22 protein-coding genes are annotated in these 15,442 nt (G+C 54.7%); 5 read left to right on the top strand and 17 right to left on the bottom strand.

Annotated elements, in window-relative coordinates; genetic code table 11:
- Positions 1-15 precede the first annotated feature (15 nt).
- From SYNCC9902_RS03890 to SYNCC9902_RS12410, 6 genes are all read right to left on the bottom strand, one after another.
- Positions 16-201 (bottom strand): hypothetical protein, encoded by a 186-nt coding sequence (locus tag SYNCC9902_RS03890; RefSeq protein ID WP_156771062.1) that lies wholly within the window; start codon positions 199-201, stop codon positions 16-18.
- A 99-nt stretch (positions 202-300) separates the two neighbouring features.
- Positions 301-504, bottom strand: a complete 204-nt coding sequence (locus SYNCC9902_RS03885; RefSeq protein WP_037989002.1) for a hypothetical protein — start codon at positions 502-504, stop codon at positions 301-303.
- Between the two features lie 51 nt (positions 505-555).
- Positions 556-1,140, bottom strand: coding sequence for a 4'-phosphopantetheinyl transferase family protein (locus tag SYNCC9902_RS03880; RefSeq protein WP_011359577.1), 585 nt, complete (start codon positions 1,138-1,140; stop codon positions 556-558).
- Entirely contained in the window at positions 1,137-2,573 is a 1,437-nt protein-coding gene (locus tag SYNCC9902_RS03875; RefSeq protein WP_369776178.1) for a hypothetical protein, read from the bottom strand. Before SYNCC9902_RS03875 ends, SYNCC9902_RS03880 begins: the two co-directional genes overlap by 4 nt.
- A gap of 44 nt (positions 2,574-2,617) precedes the next feature.
- The gene (gene pdeM, locus SYNCC9902_RS03870; protein ID WP_011359575.1) at positions 2,618-3,292 is read right to left on the bottom strand and encodes a ligase-associated DNA damage response endonuclease PdeM; all 675 of its coding nucleotides are present in this window, start codon (positions 3,290-3,292) and stop codon (positions 2,618-2,620) included.
- A 62-nt stretch (positions 3,293-3,354) separates the two neighbouring features.
- On the bottom strand, positions 3,355-3,606 hold the full coding sequence (locus SYNCC9902_RS12410; RefSeq protein WP_156771061.1) for a hypothetical protein: 252 nt from the start codon (positions 3,604-3,606) through the stop codon (positions 3,355-3,357).
- Positions 3,607-3,608: 2 nt separating this feature from the next.
- Between SYNCC9902_RS12410 and SYNCC9902_RS03865 the strand changes: the two genes are divergently transcribed.
- Entirely contained in the window at positions 3,609-4,682 is a 1,074-nt protein-coding gene (locus SYNCC9902_RS03865) for a transporter substrate-binding domain-containing protein (protein ID WP_011359574.1), read from the top strand.
- On the opposite strand, the gene SYNCC9902_RS03860 is transcribed toward SYNCC9902_RS03865, so the two are convergent.
- Positions 4,683-4,919: a ribbon-helix-helix domain-containing protein gene (locus SYNCC9902_RS03860; protein ID WP_011359573.1), complete on the bottom strand. Its 237-nt coding sequence runs from the start codon at positions 4,917-4,919 to the stop codon at positions 4,683-4,685.
- A gap of 107 nt (positions 4,920-5,026) precedes the next feature.
- Between SYNCC9902_RS03860 and SYNCC9902_RS03855 the strand changes: the two genes are divergently transcribed.
- Positions 5,027-5,629, top strand: coding sequence for a PCC domain-containing protein (locus tag SYNCC9902_RS03855; protein WP_011359572.1), 603 nt, complete (start codon positions 5,027-5,029; stop codon positions 5,627-5,629).
- Positions 5,607-5,864, top strand: coding sequence for a DUF6737 family protein (locus tag SYNCC9902_RS03850; RefSeq protein ID WP_011359571.1), 258 nt, complete (start codon positions 5,607-5,609; stop codon positions 5,862-5,864). The genes SYNCC9902_RS03855 and SYNCC9902_RS03850 overlap by 23 nt, the downstream gene beginning before the upstream one ends.
- On the opposite strand, the gene SYNCC9902_RS03845 is transcribed toward SYNCC9902_RS03850, so the two are convergent.
- Both SYNCC9902_RS03845 and SYNCC9902_RS03840 read right to left on the bottom strand, forming a co-directional pair.
- Positions 5,844-6,050, bottom strand: a complete 207-nt coding sequence (locus tag SYNCC9902_RS03845) for a hypothetical protein (protein WP_011359570.1) — start codon at positions 6,048-6,050, stop codon at positions 5,844-5,846. The genes SYNCC9902_RS03850 and SYNCC9902_RS03845 overlap by 21 nt on opposite strands.
- A 46-nt stretch (positions 6,051-6,096) precedes the next feature.
- Positions 6,097-7,629: a phytoene desaturase family protein gene (locus tag SYNCC9902_RS03840; RefSeq protein WP_011359569.1), complete on the bottom strand. Its 1,533-nt coding sequence runs from the start codon at positions 7,627-7,629 to the stop codon at positions 6,097-6,099.
- A gap of 47 nt (positions 7,630-7,676) precedes the next feature.
- On the opposite strand from SYNCC9902_RS03840, the gene SYNCC9902_RS03835 reads away from it, so the two are divergent.
- Positions 7,677-8,219: a rhomboid family intramembrane serine protease gene (locus SYNCC9902_RS03835; protein WP_011359568.1), complete on the top strand. Its 543-nt coding sequence runs from the start codon at positions 7,677-7,679 to the stop codon at positions 8,217-8,219.
- Between the two features lie 35 nt (positions 8,220-8,254).
- Here the strand turns inward: SYNCC9902_RS03835 and SYNCC9902_RS03830 are convergent, their stop codons facing one another.
- From SYNCC9902_RS03830 to SYNCC9902_RS12405, 5 genes are all read right to left on the bottom strand, one after another.
- A complete protein-coding gene (locus SYNCC9902_RS03830; protein ID WP_041425328.1) occupies positions 8,255-8,977 on the bottom strand; it encodes an AhpC/TSA family protein in 723 nt (240 codons plus the stop codon).
- Between the two features lie 152 nt (positions 8,978-9,129).
- On the bottom strand, positions 9,130-9,360 hold the full coding sequence (locus SYNCC9902_RS03825) for a hypothetical protein (RefSeq protein WP_011359566.1): 231 nt from the start codon (positions 9,358-9,360) through the stop codon (positions 9,130-9,132).
- Between the two features lie 565 nt (positions 9,361-9,925).
- Positions 9,926-10,105 (bottom strand): hypothetical protein, encoded by a 180-nt coding sequence (locus tag SYNCC9902_RS03820; protein WP_041424874.1) that lies wholly within the window; start codon positions 10,103-10,105, stop codon positions 9,926-9,928.
- A gap of 48 nt (positions 10,106-10,153) precedes the next feature.
- On the bottom strand, positions 10,154-10,282 hold the full coding sequence (locus SYNCC9902_RS12925; protein WP_255346191.1) for a hypothetical protein: 129 nt from the start codon (positions 10,280-10,282) through the stop codon (positions 10,154-10,156).
- Positions 10,283-10,833: 551 nt separating this feature from the next.
- On the bottom strand, positions 10,834-11,073 hold the full coding sequence (locus tag SYNCC9902_RS12405; protein WP_011359564.1) for a hypothetical protein: 240 nt from the start codon (positions 11,071-11,073) through the stop codon (positions 10,834-10,836).
- On the opposite strand from SYNCC9902_RS12405, the gene SYNCC9902_RS03815 reads away from it, so the two are divergent.
- Positions 11,072-11,338: a hypothetical protein gene (locus tag SYNCC9902_RS03815; protein ID WP_011359563.1), complete on the top strand. Its 267-nt coding sequence runs from the start codon at positions 11,072-11,074 to the stop codon at positions 11,336-11,338. The two genes, SYNCC9902_RS12405 and SYNCC9902_RS03815, sit on opposite strands and share 2 nt — an antisense overlap.
- Here SYNCC9902_RS03815 and pepN read toward each other — a convergent pair.
- From pepN to SYNCC9902_RS03800, 3 genes are all read right to left on the bottom strand, one after another.
- The gene (gene pepN, locus SYNCC9902_RS03810; RefSeq protein ID WP_011359562.1) at positions 11,328-13,931 is read right to left on the bottom strand and encodes an aminopeptidase N; all 2,604 of its coding nucleotides are present in this window, start codon (positions 13,929-13,931) and stop codon (positions 11,328-11,330) included. The two genes, SYNCC9902_RS03815 and pepN, sit on opposite strands and share 11 nt — an antisense overlap.
- A 180-nt stretch (positions 13,932-14,111) precedes the next feature.
- Positions 14,112-14,567, bottom strand: a complete 456-nt coding sequence (locus tag SYNCC9902_RS03805) for a hypothetical protein (protein ID WP_156771059.1) — start codon at positions 14,565-14,567, stop codon at positions 14,112-14,114.
- A gap of 284 nt (positions 14,568-14,851) precedes the next feature.
- Positions 14,852-15,433, bottom strand: coding sequence for a hypothetical protein (locus SYNCC9902_RS03800; RefSeq protein WP_011359560.1), 582 nt, complete (start codon positions 15,431-15,433; stop codon positions 14,852-14,854).
- Positions 15,434-15,442 lie beyond the last annotated feature (9 nt).

Here is a 15,442-nt window from a genome sequence, read left to right as displayed (position 1 = left end):
ACCACAGGAGTCGTCCTAATCACCATTCTGCACGCTTGAACTTGAATGAGCCGAGCTGGTTTCAAGCTCAAGACGAGAAGAAGCCAAATCATGCTCCTCTATTTTCGTGAGCTGGCAAACAAGATTGAGTGCATCTTGGGCCGACATCTCGCCGTTCTCTTCCCACTTAATGCTGGAGAGTTCGACGGCGGACATGGGCATTGCTCTTGAGGCCAAGAACCTAATCAGCTCTTCTTAGAAGACGCGGCAGCTACTCACGCTTGGTAACTTAAAAGAATTGGAAGGCCGCTCAGGACCACATCAATCGCTGGATTTTGCGTCGTCCCACTTGGCCTTGCCGTCGAGCAGCAAGACAAGCTCTTCCAATTTTTGATTGGTTTCTCGAACATCAACAGCTTCAGGCATCGTGCCGTCGGCAACGACGTTGTAGTGATCCCGGCAGCGATTACGCAATTCCTGAAGGAGCTTTTTAGTGATCGTTTTCTTTTCTGCAGCAGTTGCCATACCAAGCTTGATCCAATCCACCCATAGTTTGCCCTAAAGGAAGACACGGCATCAAACATTCGCCTTTGCAGCGATGGTGATCAGGTATTGCTGCCACCGCAACAGTGTGAGCCCATACACCTGGCCAAAACATTCTGCTGACCCACGTTGTCGATTGAGGGCAACATTCGTAAGCCCTCCAGCCAGTCCATATCCACTGGCTTTAAGCACGGCCTCCTTGATCGTCCAAAGCTGAAGCAACGACCAACGCTCTAAGCATGAGGCTGCATCCTGTTCGGTTGAAAACATTCGCCGCAATAACAACGAGGGAGATACTCCGATCCGACGATCTTCAAATTCCACATCAATGCCAATTGCCCCCTCACTCAGCACCCCAACGGTGATGGGCCCCGTATGGGAGATGCTGTGATGGAACGCGCAATCGCGACGCCATCTGAGCTGCGGTTTGCCATAAATCGTGCGACCCAATTCCTCGGATTGGACTTGTACACCGGCTTCACCGAACAAGCGCAACGTGAGCTGCTCACTGACCTGAATTTGGGCCGCGCGTTGAGGAGATTCCGGTAACACTCCAATGAGAGGGCCATAGCGAAACGATGTTCCTTCGATCCATTCCCAAGCTGGAACAACCCTCATTCCGCCATGGACGGGAGGGGTTGCAGCGGAGCTAAAACAAGGGGAGGAAGCTCCGGCGGAGGAGGCGCATCATTCAGGCCATCATCCAAACCGTCGTTCAGATCGAAATCGAGGCGGGGCTCACGCGGCAGGAGCCAATCCTCGTTGGATGTATCAGTTTCAGTCGACTCATCGAGCACGATCGGAGGGGGCAAATCTGGAGGTAAGGGGAGGAAAGGATCAGAACGATCCCAGGTTTCATCCCCACTGAGATCCGGTGAGAGGTCATCGCGATCGATCGACGGCTGTTCGCGCAACACCAGGGGGTCTGCGGTGATTGGCGGCTCCCGCAAAGGCGAGCGATCTTGATTGTTCGGAACTGCGAACTCATCACGATCTTGCGTTGGCTTGCTACGGAGTGATGGGGCCCAAATCATCCGGGCCAGGGGCTCAACACCCTGCTCCATCACCCGGTTCAAACCGGCCAACGCCCGATCGGCCAGATGGCCACCAGCCAGCTGAACACAATCCACTGGTCCGTCGCAGGATTGTTGTTCGATCAATTTGGGGGTGAGACCTGCCACCAAATCTCCCCGCAACCACCGCTGGCGTGGACTAATACGCAGCATGTACGGGACGTGCACGAAGCTCGTAGCGCCACCGCTAATCCAGTTGGCATCTTCCTCGGTGAACCCTTTCGTTCCAGGAATGATGAAACGACTTTTCGAGGCGTGATCAGGCATATACGCCGCGAGGTAGCCACGACGTCGGGCCAAGTCTTTGGTTTGTTCAAGGGTGAGTCCGTCACGACTCATCAAAATTTCCAGATGGCCATCCTCCCGAAGGCCCATCACCATGCGAATCCGCGGCAGGTAGTAGCGAATGCGCTGACCCATGCTGATGCTGTAAGCACCCTTGTAGGTGACTGGGGGATCTTCCAGATCGTTGTAAAGGCTGTGCAGTCCGCCAATAAAAGTGTCGTACGTCGTACTGCGGGCGTCGGTGAGCTCCCCGTAGCCAAAGTCAACGCTGCCGTCTTTTTGGATTCCAATAAACGCGCGTTGACGCGATGCCGCGCGGTTACGTCCCTTCCAGACCTTGGAGCCAAACTTCAGATCCCCAAGCGGCACAGTTAATTCCTGACCGGCAGCATCCACATGACGCTCGTACATCGGACCTGACACGTAGGCCAGTGCAGAAATGTCGTCAAATGCATCGTCTTCCCGATCCCATCCCTCGAGGAGGCCAAAACGCACCCGACGGGGATCCAGGTCGAGGGCATAAACCTCCTCATCCGGGATGTAGTTGAAGGGTTGCCCAGCTTTGGATCGGCTCCCAGAGCTGGGCTGATCCGTTCGTTCATCCTCTGGCCGGTCTGGAGCCGTTGGGGCAAGAGCAATCAGACCCGCAAAAACCAGCAACGGCAGAGCAATCAGCAGCCAGCGTTTTCGCATCCAACTCTTCTTAGATGCAGATGCGATTTTTGGAGCGTGTTTTTTCACGCGGTCTGTCGTCCTCGTTTGTTGGGGAATGAAGCGAGCCAAGGAACGATGGCGTCGTCGGCCACAAGCCATTGCTGGTAACGCTCGCCGCATTCATGGCCTCCCGTCAACTGTCCAAAAGCTGGGATCACCAACCGTGGCCCCTTCGGATCAAAGGCAAAACACGGCAAGCGCAACCGATCTGAACGACTTTGTACCGATGCCACGGGATGAAGATGGCCACAAACATTGAGCTGATCGGGATCAGGGGGCGTTTCAGGAATGTGACTTAACCAGAGGTCACCAAGGCTCTGGGAGGGTTGTTGAGGCAAACCTTCAAGCCAACTGTCACGGTCGTGATTGCCACCGATCAACACCACCTCGCATCCACAAAGAGCCGGCAACGCCCTCAGAACAGCACGCAAATGCTCGGTTAGTCCAAGACGAGCGTGGATCAGATCCCCCAAAAGAATCAGCCGCTTGGGTTGCCACGCATGGCACAGATCAAGGAGCGGGTTGAGGGTTCCAGCATCACCATCACTCGGCATCGGCACGCCGTTGGCTTGAAACACCTCGGCCTTACCAAGATGCAAATCAGCCACCATCAGCACACGATCTATTTCCCGCCAGAGTGCCTTTTCTGGCAAAAAGTGCAGAGATTCATTCCCCCAACGCCAGATCTGACAAGCCATTACTCAAACAGTAAAAAAATGCGCGTTTCTCCGCCGCAGCTCTCGCATTGTGCTGCCTTCCATCATTCCAATCCAGCAGCGCCTTGTCGGCCCGTTGGAACGACCAGTGGTTGGAACGATGCATCGGTGCCAACCTGACATAACCCGCACCACATGAGCCCCCCCCATGACCATCGCTCTGCTGATTGCCCTGGCTGGCTCCTTGGCTGCCATGGCAGTGATTGTGCGTCGTCTTGAGCAGCGTTAAACCACGCCAAAGCATTCGGTCGCATCGCTGTTGTCGTGGCACCCTGAATCGAGACGATGGGCCGCATCCATGCGGAGGTTCCGACAAAAATCAGCCGTTGTGCTGGTTGTCCTCCTGCTAGCGGGACTCCCAGCGCAGGCACGCAAATTAAAAGTAGGCATCACCGGTTCCCCACCGTTTGTAATTGAGGAGAACAACTCCTTCCAAGGCATCAGCCTTGATGTTTGGCGACAGGTCGCGGAAGACAACGAGCTGGTTTACGACCTCGTGCCGCAGAGCTCGCCGGAGGCCGGCATCGCGGCGGTCGACCAGGGACAGATCGATGTGTTGGTCGGGCCGATCAGCATCACCCCTCGCCGTTTGGCCATGCCAGGAGTCGATTTCACTCAGCCCTACTACCTCGCCAAGTCCGGGGTCTTGCTCCCCCTCGATTCACCCACGATCTTTAGCCGGGTGAAGGTGTTCTTTGGCTGGGCCGTGATCTCTTCGATCTTGGTGCTCATCAGCGTATTGCTGGTGGTGGGCAGTTTGATTTGGTTAGCCGAACGTCGCGAAAATAGTGAGCAGTTTCCGAAACGCTGGCTGCCAGGGATTGCCAGCGGAATGTGGTTTGCCGTCGTCACCCTCACCACCGTGGGTTATGGAGACAAAGCCCCCATCAGTCGAACAGGCCGAGGCATTACGGCCACATGGATGGTGATCTCTTTGATTGCCGTGTCGTCGTTAACCGCAAGCCTGGCCTCAGCATTCACCTTGTTTTTCTCCGGAGCGAGAGAAACAATCATCCGTTCACCCGCTCAACTGCAACAACGTCGCGTGGCCACCATTGAAGGGACCAGTGGGGTGGAGTTGGCGGAACGAGGCAGCATGCGCGTTCTCAAAACTGAGAACCTCACCAGCGGCATTGAATTGGTGTTGTCGGAACAAGCAGAAGCAGTGATTTTTGATCGGCCGGCCATGCGGCATCACATCAAACAAAATCCTCACTTGGCTGTTCAGCTGGCACCCTTCACGCTTGCGGAGGAAACCTATGGGTTTGTGTTTAAGACAGGGAATCCCCTAAGGAATCCCATGAACGTGTCGATCCTGCGACTGCAGCGCTTGGGCGAAATCAAATCCATCGCGAACAAACTCTTGAACTAATCAGCCCAGGGGACGGTGACGACGCAACGCCTCCTCCAACAGGTAAGCCGCGAGGTTTCCACAGCTCCGGCCTTCCTCAAGGGCGTGGCGCTTCAAGTCATCCATCACTCCACGGGGCAGCGTCACATTGATGCGCTCAGAACTGGCAGCATCCGCCACCGCTGCCGTTGGAGGAGCTGGGGGAGCCTCCCCAAGGCGCTGCTGCAACTCAAGAACAAGATCCTGGAGAAGTGGCACGATTTCGTTTCAATAGTTACTCAATATTGACACATTATCGTGACAAATCGAACTTCTGTTGTTCGGCCGCCACTTCGGCGTAATCTTGAGCGGATTTTTGAGGTGCCATGCGTCCCCTGCCGCTCAAGCTTGCACCCGGCAGTGACCTGCGCCTCAGCCTGGAGGATTTGGCTCGTCGCGAGGGCATCGATGGATTTGTCCTTGGCGTGGTGGGCAACCTCACGCGCGCAGCTTTCCAATGCCCAGGCCAATCAGAGCCCACCGTCCTGGAAGGTGATCTTGAAGTGATCACCTTGAACGGCACGCTGAGCCCTGATTCCGTTCATCTCCATCTGAGCCTTTCCGATGGCGCTTGTCAGGTTTGGGGAGGGCACCTTGAGCCAGGCACCATCGTGCAAAAAGGGGCCGATGTACTAATTGGCGTTCTTGAACAAAACAAACCAGCGGCTACGACAACCGCAACGGCACCGCGCCTCGAGATTGCTGTGCTGCCCGGATGTCCCTGGTGCAGCAGGGCGCTGCGCCTACTTCGGACCTTGGATCTTCCCCACACCGTGATCACGGTGAATGACGACAGCACGTTCAAGAGCGTTCAAAGCCGTAGTGGGATGGGGACATTCCCCCAGGTATTCGTCGACGGCGCCTTGATCGGTGGCTACGACGATCTCACCACGCTCCACGCTGCTGGTGACCTCGAAGCCCTCCGTTAGCGACCCTGCCGAACTCCCACCATTCTGGGCGCTCAAGCCTTGGTGGTGTCAGCCCTGGTCGATTGTTTCGACCGGAATAATTGGCGTGCTGGGCTCCTGGCTGATCCTGCACCGGCTTTGGATCACCCTGCCAATGGCGATCGCCGTCGCCCTGTGGTGGGGCCTGTTTCTCGTCGTTGTGCCAAGCGCCTACAAAGAAAGCCTGCAGCAGGACTTATTGGGCCGCAGACCGTGATGCTTGGCGGTACCGCTGCTTCTCCTCAAAAAGCTCCCCTTCCAGTTGCTCAATCAAACGGCTGACCAGATCCTGAAATTCCGGCTGGCATCCGCGGAATGCCGCTTTATGGCGGATCGGTTCATTCCGCATGCGGAGATCCGTCAACATCAACTGCAGAGAGTCAATTCTGGCGTTGGAGTTCATGCTGGGCGCTAGCTCGCGCACAGAGGTTATGACGCAACCTGTCCGCTCAGATCCCCAACTCCTTCAGCAAACGCGTCTGAGCCTGGCCACCCAAGATGGCGTGGGCTGCCATGGCCCCGCTCGCCGCGACGGGGGGGATGCCAATCCCGGGGAAGGTGCTGGCACCACAAAGCCACAGATTCTCGAGTGGAGTCGTCACCCCAGGGAACAAGCCCTTCGCTGCGGAAAGTGCTGGCCCGTAGCTCCCTTCGCTCACATTTAAGAAATGGCTGTGGGTCAAGGGTGTGCCCTCCATCACCAGATCGCAGCGGTCACGAATATCGGGGATCGTTCGCTCTAGAACATGCCAAAACACCTCGCACCGCTCCTGTTTCAACGCGTCATAGGCCGGCGTGCCACGGGTGTGCTCACGCCACAACGACCAAGGCTCGCTGGCTGGGGTGTAGCCATGCAAGACGTGGCGTCCGGCAGGAGCCATCGAGGCATCGAGGACAGAAGGGACCGACAACACCACGACATTGCGCTCAGCGGCAATTCCCCGGTTCCAGTCGTCCACCCACACCGTGTGGATGGGCAGGGGAGCCAAACCGCTGGCATCAAAACCCAAATGAAGATGCAAAAAGCTGTTGCAACGAGGCGTCTCTACGCGTTGACGCTGCCATGCCTCAGCGGCGCCATCTGGGAGCATCGCCAGCGTGCTCCAGATGTCGGCGTTGCTCACAACGCGCTGTGCAGAAATCTGCTCCCCGTTCTGCAACTCCACCCCCACAACACGATCACCGTCCAACAGAAGAGATCGCACGGTGACGCCGGTCCGAAGGCTGCCGCCGTGCTCCTTAAGGCCCTTCACTAGGGCATCCACCACCGCGGCACTACCACCGAGGGGATAGTCGAGATGGGCCTCGGGCTGAAACCACTCCCCAAACAAGGTGGCCATCGCAGCGGCATTGGTGTCGCCCATCGGCATCCCACTGATCAGGAAGCAGAGCAAGTCCACCCAGTGGCGAAGGAACGGATCCTGGAGATGTCGATCCACCAACGGCCCAAAGGCACCGGCGAGGTGTCGCATCGCCCGGAGATGTGGCAGTAACCGCCCTCCACGCTGCAACAGTTGGGCCATCCCGTCCACACCAGGCCGCATCGACAAGAGCGGCAACGCATCAGCCGCCGCAGCAATCGGACGCAACACCTCCATGAATCGCCGCCACTCCTCCACAGCGGCGGAACCCCGCAGCTGCCCCACAACGGCTTCAAAACCGTCATTGCCGACGGCAACGCTCAGATCACCTTCGGGGAGCAGCACATCCCAAGCGCTGTAGGGAACAACCTCCAAGGTCTGGCCCAGGGCCCGCAGCACTTGAGCTAGGGGGTTGTTGCTTGGCCAGCGCCCTAGGCCACTCCACAGGGATGGACCCGACTCAAGGTGATAGCCCTGTCTTTGAAAACCATGGGCGGCTCCGCCTAGCTGTTGATGAGCTTCAAGCACCAACACATCCCGACCCGATTTGGCACAGAGCCCCGCACAGCAGAGCCCTCCAATGCCACTTCCAATCACGAGGACATCGACGCTGTCCTTCACCAATCCCTGTGCGGTGGAATCATCATTGTGGTCGCTTCTTCTGATTGATGCGCGGGCGATTTCTCCTGCCAGTGCTGTTGCTGGGACTGGCCTGGGCTCAGGAAGTTTTCGACCAAGTGCTCTTCTCTGGCAACTGGAATCTGCCAATGGGTCCAGGTCTGCCGTGGTGGGGAGTTCTCAGCGCTCCGTTTAGCCACTCTGGCTTTGGGCATTTACTGTCCAACAGTGTGATTTTTCTCGTTCTGAGCTGGTTGGTGCTCACCCGAGGGGTTAGGGATTACCTGTCTGTCTGGGTGGCAGTTCTGGTGATGAATGTACCAATCGCGCTGTTGTGGCCCACCCGAAGCCATGGACTCTCTGGCGTGATTTATGGGCTGCTCGGTTATCTCTTATTGATTGGTTGGATTGAGAAAAAAATTCTGCCGATCGTGTTGAGCCTGGTGGCATTTTGGTTGTACGGATCAGCAATCATGGCCTTGATTCCAGGGATCTCCCCAGCGGGGGTGAGCTGGGTTGGCCACGCTGGAGGATTCATGGCTGGCCTTATCGCCGCTTGGACCCAAGGCAACGACAACCCCAAGGCGACTTAAGTCTTCAACACCAACGGAGCATCTTTACTGAACCGTTAGAGGTATTGATCCAAAAAAGCCAATGGTGTTGCCATCGTTTCGGAATAACCCAGCAAGCTTTTATCGCGGTGTTGATATAACAATGTGTCATCACTATCTAATAAATAAGTAGCCCCACGCTGGGCAATGAAGTCATCACAAGGCACATAGGTGCGCCAGTTTCCAAGCACTTCATTCATATTTCTCAGTCGCCAAGTCGCCAATTCAAATGGTCTCTGGAAACCATCACCACCGGCCCGGCGGAACATCCTTCCGCGAAAAGACGGCAGAGGCGAGGCCTGCACCAGGTCCTCGTCAGCGAACAGTTGCGGGGCCTGACGATCGCCCGTGTAACCGCGAAACACCTCCTGCAGGGTCCCTGGAGAACCAATACCAGCGCACATCAATAAAAAACCGGGCCAAGGCCCACCCGGCGTCGTCAATCCTGCCTCAAGGCCCAATTGCTCATGCAAGGTTGGAGCAGGGTCAACCTGGAGTTGCTCGCGGGGAAAACCTGTAAATCCACAAAAGCGATCCGCCCCGGCGGCGTCACCAATGGCGAACACCTGAACGGTGACGCCTTGGTTTCGCAAAGAATCCATCCGGGGGACGAGCACCTGGGCGTATTCCAAGGAATCAAAATCGCCTAATTGCCCCATCACCACCGCCAACCGCCTTGAACCGTGTGCCGTATCTGGCGTTTGAGCGAGACGGCGTAACAGTGCTTCTGGTGCTTTCATGACCTTGTGGGCAACAGCGTTGACAACAAATGATGTTGTTAACGCCAGCATGGACTTTTTATGCTTCAACCGTTGAGCCGTGCCACCGGGTTGAGGGGCTCCGGAGCGGAGCGATAACGGGCGCACTCCAGCCAGGGATCACGGCCGACCGATCAACCTGCCTCGGGTGCCCATCCCATTTCCTTCTGCCAAGTCGGTGCCCATAGCTTGCATTTCTTTGTCAGATGGTCGCCCTGGGGCAACTGCTTCTGCCTCACGTTGCATCCGAGAATCGTCCGGCAGTGCTGGTCCACCCCATAGGCGAAGTGTTGGCAGGTGATGCAAAGGCAGGCGCCCTTCCAGCCCTGCAATTCCCTTTCATCGACAAAACTCCATTCCTCCATCGCCGCACCTCATGTTTAGTACATCTGTACTACTTCAGCAAGGGTATCTTTCGCAAGCGCAGGCTGTGGGGTCTTAGAGGCTGGGGCTCATCCATAGCCTGGAAACCTTTTCTGAGCGGGCATCAACCATGCCGTTCCGGAACAATCCCACCCAATAGTTGCGGCGCAGGGGTGAACTGATTGCCGGCGAGATTGATCAGATGTTCAAAGCTTTTAAACAATCAAGGCATCACGATCAAAGTCGATCCGTTGATGCATACATGTCGCTTGCATGAGCTATGCAGCAACGCCTGCACATAAAGCTGGGTAACGTTTTACTTGAAGAACTCCCAATGGGGCTCTTAGCTACGCCCATAGGCAAATCCACTCATGGCAAACCCATCCCCAGAGCACAAATCCCTCGTCAAAACTGCACCTGAGCAGCTCGCCAAAGGCGCTGAAGCAATCACCAAAAAACCAGAGCGTCATACACCACAAAGATGGAGAGGCGGAGCCCTTAGCGAGTAGCAATCCCGATCGGGATTGTCTTAATCACTATCAATTGAGTAACACCTGAGAAACTAATTTAATCAGCCTTAAGAATGGCACGAATTAGATTTGGTCTTTGATCTAGGCCGGAAATACTCTCCATGACTAAGTGACGAGCTTCCATTGCATTGGAGGCACACAAACTTTGTTCATAGCTCTTACCTTCAACATCTTTGTAGCGGATCAAATACTGATGGACGGCTTGCTTGGTATTCATTGATTTAATAAGTCAAGCCTCACAGATGTGAGGCTCTTTTTTGAATGTTCAGCCAGCCACAGCAGAAATGCTGTAAGGAGCCTCAGGGAAGCTTGTTGGCATTGGATCGAGTTTTCCCTCAGCCAATGCTTTCGCACGGATGTACATCTGGCTTGAAGTGGCTCCGGCTGCTTCCATTGCTTTAGCAACAACATCCCAGTTACGGATTTCAGTTGACATTTGAAAAGTTTTGAAGATGACATAACTTTCGCCAGTCCCTCTGACTCATGGCGACAGTGAAACCCGCCCCTTAGCCGAACACGCGAAACGAGTGGGCAATCGATATGCAGGAGCGAATCTGTTGATGGGTGGCAACCTGGATGAAAGCAGTAGTCTTCGGATTCAGCCAAGAAAGCCAGCATCAAAATAGCGAGCACCGGTTGGTTCAATCAACGAAAAACTTCTCGCTGTCCTTGCAAAGTTGTCAACAACGGAACAATCAAATGCACATTCAGTACACATCAGTTGGAAGTACAACTTCAAGAATATCCATAACTACATTGAAAAAGGAAAACATGCTTTCTTGATTAATCCCCTTGAAGAAAACATAACCTGGGCTGACGAAAGCAGCAAATTCCAACCTCAATCTAAAGGGGGAATGAGTTACAACTGAAAATCCACACCAGGGGGAATACAACGATTCGCATCAAACAACAATCAAAATCAACCGAGTTGATGGCACTTATGCGTTAAAAACGTTTTGCAAGCAAATGAGAGAAAATACGCACCAAAAAAATGAAAAATGCATGAAAATTTTTCGCTTCTAAAATACTATTCCAAGTCAACAATATATCCTGTAAAAAACAATCAATCTCACGCAGGGCAACCACTGAAAACCCTCCTAAGGACGGGGCGACTTGTGTGTGGTGTGGTTCGGTTGACCTGCACCTTGAACCAATGGTGTGATTAATAGACAACAACTCAGCCATGAAGGGTGACGCTGCCGGTCATGCTGGATGGCTAACGGAAACAGGGGTCGTGGCTACAAGCGTTTGCCAGAACTGTGGAAGTCGTCGCTTTCGCGCCGATCGCTCGATGGCAGGTCGACTGGTCTGCCAGTCCTGCGGGTTAGCAGCGGGGACTCGGCCGAGCCGCTCTACAGCTCGCCCATCTGGACGATCTCGCCAACAACGCTGGCGCTGGCTTGTGGGTTTAGTGATCGTTGTCATCCTGATTGTTGTACTCATGGGTTGAGCAACTGCACCACTTCAGCCGTATTGGCGGAGAGGGGATAGGAGGCCAATAGGTTGATCGCCTCCCGCATCACCCGCTGACGCTCAGGCCCGTAACTTCCACAGCGGCTAAAGACCTTGGCCATGCGAGACGCCGTAATCGGATTGCGCGCGTCGACAGCAGCCACTTGTTCCGCCATAAACCGATAGCCACTGCCATCAACGGCATGGAAGGTGGTGACATTGGCGGTGAAACCACCCAAAACAGCACGCAGTGAATTCGGCGCAAGGGGATCAAAACGGGGATGCTCCAACAGTTGCTGAACGCGCTCCAATCCGTTGAGCCTTGGGGCGGATGCTTCAAGGGCAAACCACGCATCAAGGATGACCGGCTTGTTTTGCCAGCGGTCGTAGAAACAGGCCAATGCCTGATCTCGCTCCTCCACTTCTAGGGGTTGCAGGGCCCTCAAAGCAGACCGCGCCAGAGTCATCGACGAGCCAGACACCGCCTGAAGTGCCTCACGACGAACCTCCTCATCACCCGCCGCTGCCAGCCAGCGCCAAGCCAAGCCGGTCAAGGCTCGACCGCCTTGACCGGCGGGCCATGCCAGCGGCCAATCGTGACGCACAACTGACAACACCTGGCGCAACGGCACCTGAAGCTGGCGCCCAAGCTCGGCGGTCCAAGAACGCATGGCGTCGTATAGGGCTAGTGGGTCGACAGGGCTCTGGAGGGCTTCCAGTTCAGCCATACCCGGCAACGACAACAGCGCTGCTAAATCGGCTCGATCCGTGGCCTGGCCGGCCGTGATGCGCTGCTGCATCGCCTCGATCAGAGCCGCTTCCACCGCCTGATCACATCCACCCTGAGCCCGCGCCAGGAGCACTTGCCGAGCAAGGCGCTGGCCCGCATCCCAGCGCGAAAAAGGATCGTCGTCGGCCGAAAACAACTGGAGATTTTCCTGCAACGACTGATCCATTTGAACGATCAGCGGAGCCGAAAAACGACGCAAAAATGACAGCGCCGGAGCCGGAGAATTGGGCTGCCCTTGAAGGGTGGTAGTCATCGTGTCGCCATCCATCACCACCAAGGCCTCGTCGCCAACACGACCCTCGGGTCCCACCAACGCCATCGCCAGTGGCAGAACCAATGGTTGCTTCTCCGGCTGACCGGGGGTCGCAGAGGTGGACTGCTTCATCTGCACTGTCATCTGCCCAAGGGCGTCGTCCCAGGAGCGCTTCACCTCCAAATGCGGCGTACCCGCTTGGTGATACCACTGACGAAACTTCGCCAGATCAAAGCCAAGGGGCTGTCCATCGGCGCAGGCCCCATCGGCAATGGCTTGGACAAAATCTTCCGTGGTTGCTGCCGTTCCATCAAAGCGACTGACATAAGTGGCCATACCGCGCATGAACCGGGTTTCACCCAGAAGTGTGTGCAGCATGCGAATTAACTCCGCACCCTTTTCGTAGATCGTTGTTGTGTAGAAATTATCGATTGCTTGATACTCAGCGGGCTTAACAGGATGAGCCGTTGGGCCGGCATCCTCACGAAACTGAGTGTTTCTCAACATCGAAACATCCTCAATTCGTTTCACCGACTCTGAGTGTAGATCTGCCGTAAAACTTTGATCACGGAAGACGGTAAGGCCTTCTTTAAGGGATAGTTGAAACCAATCTCGACAAGTGATCCGATTACCACTCCAGTTGTGAAAATACTCATGGGCAATAACACTTTCGATCCGCTCCAATTCAGCATCTGTCGCCGTTTCTGCATCTGCCAAGACCAGCTTCGAATTAAAAATATTCAGACTTTTATTTTCCATTGCGCCCATGTTGAAGTGACGCACAGCGACAATGTTGTACTCATCAAGGTCATATTCCAGGTTGTAAACCGATTCGTCCCAAGCCATCGATCGTTTCAGCGATGCCATGGCATGGGCCGTGAACGCTTCATCACCGGCCTCAACGTGAAGCCGCAATGCCACGTCGCGCCCCGACGAGGTGGTGTAACGATCGCGAATCTCCCTTAGATCACCAGCCACAAGAGCAAAGAGATAGGAAGGTTTTGGAAATGGGTCGTCCCAAGTGACGGCATGGCGATCAGTTCCGACAGCTTCTGTGCCAATGGGGTTGCCATTACTAAGCAAGACCGGGCAACTGCCTCGCGGCGCTTCAATCCGCACCCGCCATTGGCTCAACACATCAGGCCGGTCGGGATGCAAGCTGATTCGGCGGAAGCCCTCCGCCTCGCATTGGGTACTGAGCAAGCCACAGCTGGCGTAAAGACCCTCAAGGGAACTGTTGTTGTACGGATCAATCCGACAGCGCGTCGCCAGCACAAAAGGCTGCGCCGGGGTCTTGTTGATGGTGAGGAGACCCTCCCGATAGGACCATTCAGACGGTTCCAAAGGAACATCGTCGATGGCCAAACTCTCAATCGTGAGATCGACACCCCGCAGAAGAAGTGGAGCGCCTGCAGACTGCGGCGTCAGCTCCAACCGGCTGCTAACAACAACATGATTCGACTGGACATCAACGTTGAGTTCAATGACAGGCAGTTGGAAAGCCCAAGGCGTGTAATCCGCTAAGCGGATGGGTGCAACAGCTGCCATTGATGCAATTGGAATAAACCGAGACCATCATGACCAGTCCGATCAAGAATCGACGACTACCGATTGATAATAAAAATGATTATCAATTTGCGCATAGAAAATGAATACTATGGATGTATAAAAAATTTATTTAGACATCATCAAAGTTATAGGAAAGCCGGTCAGGCTCTTAAAACCAATTTACTGATTATTTTTCTTGAGTTGCTCAAGCATTGTGTCGAACTTCTTCTTCTGCTCGGCAGGAACAAACTTGGGGCAAGCCCTCAACGCATTGCCGACCAATCTGAATTGCGATGATGCAATAAATTGCTTTTCATCTAGGGGAGTCTTTAGCTCAGCTGCTTTACCGCCGTGCTTCTGGAAAACCGTGAACACCTCGGCAGCGATACTCACCCGCACCGCTTTCACAAATTCCACTTCCAGCGACCTCGCTTCGCAGAAGGTGACGACGGACATCGAAGAATATGTCAACAACTCACTTTTGGTGACAGGCAATCCTGCCTTGGATTGTGCAACCGCCGATGGAGCCAATGCAGCTCCACCAAGAAGAACAGATGCTTGAAGGGAGGCTGCTGTGAGCCAAAAATATGCTTTTGAGTTCAATTGACTCATTGATCTAGAGCAATCATCGCCCATCCAACTCAGAGAGCGCTGGTCCATGGTCCAGGTTGATGAACCGGACATCGAACAGCATTCAGGAAACGGTTTTTTGATCCAAGGCGAACTTGGTTGAACAGAAACGATCCCGATGACGCGTTCGTCCAGAAATGAGTTGCTTCCTCTTAACAATTTCCAAGAGAAAAGAGAAATTTTGAGTATCGAAATCTTCGATTTAAAGAAAAATTTGGCACCAAATCAATGCCATAAACACCAAAATATTTTTTAAACCAATGAATCAAGAGCTTTAAACACTCAGAAGCTCAACCCTCTTCGATTGGAGGAAAAGCGTCTGATTGGCGGATTTCATGGTGATGTTCAACAATCGCGAGCACACCGCTATCCCACGTGTAGATCGCCCGGTAGCGATAACGATCTTGATCGAGCAAACGAATGTGCTCAAGGATGTCCCACTGCTGGTAATGCGATTCGAGAATTGTTTCGTGCTCGTCAACCTGGCGAAGCGTTGTACGCACAGGATCGCCGTTGAGGTAACCGCGGCTGCGTTGAAGCTGATGCCCCCAAAGTGTTGCCTCCATCACCCCTTCACGCTCGTACCAGGGCTTCCTTTCAAAGAACGCTTCCGACACTTGCCCCTCAGGCCACCAACTAAAGCGGTAGCGGCTTTCGCCCACCTCGGGCTCAGCGAAGGCTTCCATTTTCAGGTTCATATCTAAATGAAGAACCTGGTCGTCACTAAAGGTGTACTGACGACGCGAGCGCCACAAGCCAAGATTGCGCCCAAACCAGCGACGCAAGCTGGTGTCCATCTGAATCGGCGTTGACGCTTGATGAGCTGTCGGGACGACCAGAGGAACGCGGTTTTGCGCGGAAAAAAGCGACATGGACCGCGA

Source organism: Synechococcus sp. CC9902, assembly GCF_000012505.1.
Taxonomy (GTDB): Bacteria; Cyanobacteriota; Cyanobacteriia; order PCC-6307; family Cyanobiaceae; genus Parasynechococcus.
This window is presented reverse-complemented; position numbering and strand designations above follow the sequence as displayed.